The 4,072-nt window shown below is 69.0% G+C and carries 3 protein-coding genes; 2 read left to right on the top strand and 1 reads right to left on the bottom strand.

The annotated features are described in order from the left end of the window. Positions 1–75: 75 nt before the first annotated feature. Positions 76–597 carry a GNAT family N-acetyltransferase gene (locus tag SACHA_RS0106550; protein WP_019808154.1) on the bottom strand — a complete coding sequence of 174 codons (522 nt, stop codon included), beginning with the start codon at positions 595–597 and terminating at the stop codon, positions 76–78. A gap of 368 nt (positions 598–965) precedes the next feature. Between SACHA_RS0106550 and ctaD the strand changes: the two genes are divergently transcribed. Together ctaD and serB are read left to right on the top strand one after the other, a co-directional pair. Continuing rightward, the gene (ctaD, locus tag SACHA_RS0106545; protein WP_028662949.1) at positions 966–2,750 is read left to right on the top strand and encodes an aa3-type cytochrome oxidase subunit I; all 1,785 of its coding nucleotides are present in this window, start codon (positions 966–968) and stop codon (positions 2,748–2,750) included. Positions 2,751–2,820: 70 nt separating this feature from the next. Continuing rightward, positions 2,821–4,035, top strand: coding sequence for a phosphoserine phosphatase SerB (gene serB, locus SACHA_RS0106540; RefSeq protein ID WP_019808152.1), 1,215 nt, complete (start codon positions 2,821–2,823; stop codon positions 4,033–4,035). Positions 4,036–4,072 lie beyond the last annotated feature (37 nt).

Raw genomic sequence — 4,072 nt, 5'->3', positions numbered from 1 at the left:
GGCAGGCGCGGACGCGGCGCGGCCCGACGCGACGGCGGTTCTAGCCCGTGCCCGCGGTGCCGGGAGCGGGACCGTTCACCCGCCGCGGTCGGCTCGGCGGTAGTACACGGCGGGCATGCCGCGGTAGAGATCCCGCTTGTATTCCCGGAACCCGAGCTTGTCCGCGACCCGGCGCGCGGGTCCGTTGTCGATGTTGGTGACGATCACCACGGGGAGTTCGGGGATCGCGCGGTCCACCCAGGCCAGCACCGCCCGTGCCATCTCGGGGGCGTAGCCCCGCCCCCAGGCGTCCGGCCGGAACCGGTAGTACAGGTTCAGCACACCGTGCCCGTCGAGGTCGCTGCGCTGCACGCCGCCGACGCCCACCACCGTGCCGGAGCCGTGCTCGACCACGGCCACGTAGCCGAACCCGTGGTCCGCCCAGTGCCTGCGCCAGAGGTCGAACTGCGTCCGGGCCTGGGCGGGGGTCGCGGGCGCCGGTTCGTGCGGGTGCGTCTCCGGTGCGGCCTGGATGCCGATGACCGAGGGCAGGTCGGTGTCGGAGAACGGCCGCAACAGCAGTCGTTCGGTACGCAGGGGCTCCAGGCGTGGTGCCACGGCCCGAATCTAGCGTGCGCGGCCGTCGCGGGGCAACGGCGACGGCGGGACCCGGCGACAGCGGGAGCGGGGCGCCCGGGGGCGTGGCGGTGGACGCGGGAAGGCCGCGGCAGCGGTGCGTGACCGAGGTAACTCCGGCCTCCTCCGGTCGCCGCACGCCTGCGCACACCACATCTACCTGCGGCTTTCGGGCCGGGCAGCCGCCCGGAGGGGGTGGTTTCCGGGGCGTTCCGGCCGGTCCCGCGGTGATCTACGCAGCCGGTGCGCGGACACGCCACGGGTGAGGGATACGATCCCCGTAGCCATCGTGGGTCCCCCGCCCGTGGCACGAAGCAAGGATCGCGGGGTTTCGAGTGCAGGAGGCTTCTGTGACGGCCGTAGCCCCCCAGCCGATCGCGACGCGTCCCTATCCGGCGCGAGAGTCGGTGAAGGGTTCGTTCCTGCTGCGGTTGTTCCGCACGACGGATCACAAGCAGATCGGCATCATGTATCTGGTCACGTCGTTCGCCTTCTTCATGGTGGGCGGCGCGATGGCCATGCTGATCCGGACCGAGCTCGCCCAGCCGGGACAGCAGTTCCTCTCGCAGGAGCAGTACAACCAGCTGTTCACCATGCACGGCACGGTGATGCTGCTGTTCTACGCGACGCCGATCGTGTTCGGGTTCGCCAACTTCGTGCTGCCGCTGCAGATCGGTTCACCGGACGTGGCGTTCCCCCGGCTGAACGCGTTCTCCTACTGGCTGTACCTGTTCGGGGGGCTGACCGCGATGGCGGGCTTCGTCGCCCCGGGCGGTGCCGCGGACTTCGGCTGGTTCGCCTACACCCCGCTGTCGAACGCGATCTACTCGCCCGGAATCGGCGCCGACCTGTGGATCGTCGGCCTGCTGGTGTCCGGCCTCGGCACCATCCTCGGTGCGGTCAACATGATCACGTCGATCGTGTGCATGCGCGCGCCCGGGATGACGATGTGGCGGATGCCCATCTTCACGTGGAACATTCTGATCACCAGCCTGCTGGTCCTGCTGGCGTTCCCGATCCTCACCGCCGCCCTGATGGGCCTGCTGGCCGACCGCCGGATCGGTGCGCACGTGTTCGACCCCGCCAACGGCGGTGTGATCCTGTGGCAGCACCTGTTCTGGTTCTTCGGCCACCCCGAGGTCTACATCGTCGCGCTGCCGTTCTTCGGCATCGCTTCCGAGATCATCCCTGTCTTCTCGCGGAAGCCGATCTTCGGCTACAAGGGCCTGGTGTGGGCGACGCTGAGTATCGCCGCCCTGTCGGTGGCGGTGTGGGCGCACCACATGTACGCGACCGGTGCGGTGCTGCTGCCGTTCTTCGCCTTCATGACCTTCCTCATCGCCGTGCCGACCGGGGTGAAGTTCTTCAACTGGATCGGCACGATGTGGAAGGGCAAGATCACCTTCGAGTCGCCGATGCTGTTCACCATCGGCTTTCTGGTGACCTTCCTCTTCGGCGGCCTGACCGGCGTACTGCTGGCCGCGCCGTCCATCGACTTCCACGTCTCGGACAGCTACTTCGTGGTGGCGCACTTCCACTACGTGCTCTACGGCACGATCGTGTTCGCCACGTTCGCCGGAATCTACTTCTGGTTCCCGAAGATCACCGGCCGGATGATGGACGAGCCGCTCGCGAAGCTGCACTTCTGGCTGACCTTCGTCGGCTTCCACGCCACGTTCCTGGTGCAGCACTGGCTCGGCAACGAGGGCATGCCCCGGCGTTACGTCGACTACCTCGGCACCGACGGGTTCACCACGCTCAACATGATCTCCACGATCGGCGCCTACGTGCTCGGCGCGTCGACGCTGCCGTTCATCTGGAACGTCTTCAAGAGCTACCGCTACGGCCCGATCGTGACCGTCGACGACCCGTGGGGCTACGGCAACTCCCTGGAGTGGGCCACGAGCTGCCCACCGCCGCGGCACAACTTCACCGAGCTGCCGCGGATCCGCTCCGAGCGGCCCGCGTTCGAGCTGCACTATCCGGAGATGGTCGAGCGGATGCGGGGTGAGGGCCACGTCACCTTCACCGGCAAGACCCTCGCCCACGGCGATGCGAACGACGCACCCTCGGAGGTGGTCACCGAGGCGGCCGTGCCGGGACGGCACGACCGGGACAACGCGAGCGAGCAGTGAGCGAGGCGCCGGGACACACGTGAGTACCGACAGTACGGCAACCAGTACGGGGGCGGCGGACACGACGCCCGTGTTGATCACGACGACGGGACCGGACAAGCCCGGGGTGTCCTCGGTGCTGTTCTCCGCGTTGACGAGTCAGGGCGTCGAGGTCATCGACATCGAGCAGGTCGTGATCCGCGGCCAGCTCGTGCTCGGTGTGCTCGTCGCGGTCGAGTCGGACCCGGAGGGGCTGCAGGAGGTCGTCGAGCAGGCGATGGCGTCGGTGTCCATGCACGTCGACGTCCGGATCGGGGATGCGATCGGGTCCGACCCGTTCGCCCCCGCCCAGCCGGGCTCCACGCACGTACTGGTGCTGCTCGGCGCGCCGGTCACCGCGCGGGCGTTCACCCAGATCGCCCGCAAGCTCGCCGCCGTCGGGGCGAACATCGACACCATCCGCAGCATCGCCGACTACCCGGTGACCGGACTCGAGGTCTATGTGTCGGTCGCCGACGACACACCGGAGGCGGACAGCGAACTCCGGTCGATGCTGGCCGACGTGGCCTCCCGGGGCGGGCTCGACGTCTCGATCGAACGGGCCGGGCTCGCCCGCCGGGCCAAGCGCCTCGTGGTGTTCGACGTCGACTCGACCCTCATCCAGGGCGAGGTCATCGAGATGCTCGCCGCGCACGCGGGCGTCGAACCGCAGGTCGCCGAGATCACCGAGGCGGCCATGCGGGGCGAGTTGAACTTCAACCAGTCGCTGGAACAGCGGGTGGCCCTGCTGGAGGGGCTGCCGGAGACGGTGCTGGACGAGGTCGCCGACCAGATCGAACTGACCCCGGGCGCCCGGACCACGATCCGCACGCTCAAGCGGCTCGGGTTCCGGTGCGGGGTGGTCTCCGGTGGGTTCACCCGGATCATCGAGCGGCTGGTGACCGACCTCGGTCTCGACTTCGCCGTGGCGAACAACCTGGAGGTCTCCGGTGGGCGGCTCACCGGCAAGGTCGAGGGCGGGATCGTCGACCGCGCGGGCAAGGCGGAGACTTTGAAGCGCTACGCCGCCGGGTACGGCATCCCGATCGCCCAGTGTGTGGCCGTCGGAGACGGGGCCAACGACATCGACATGCTCACCACCGCCGGTATGGGTATCGCGTTCAACGCGAAGCCCGCCTTGCGCGAGGTGGCCGACGCGTCCCTGTCCTACCCGTACCTGGACGCGGTGCTGTTCATGCTCGGCGTCACCCGCGCCGAGATCGAGGCGGCGGACGAGGCCGACGGGTTCCCCCTCGCACGGCCGTGAGCACCGCGGAACCGGTCGAGCCGGTACTCGCCCCCGT

Source organism: Saccharomonospora halophila 8, assembly GCF_000383775.1.
Classification (GTDB): domain Bacteria; phylum Actinomycetota; class Actinomycetes; order Mycobacteriales; family Pseudonocardiaceae; genus Saccharomonospora; species Saccharomonospora halophila.
The sequence above is the reverse complement of the archived record's forward strand: the minus strand, read 5'-3'. Positions and strand labels throughout refer to the sequence as shown.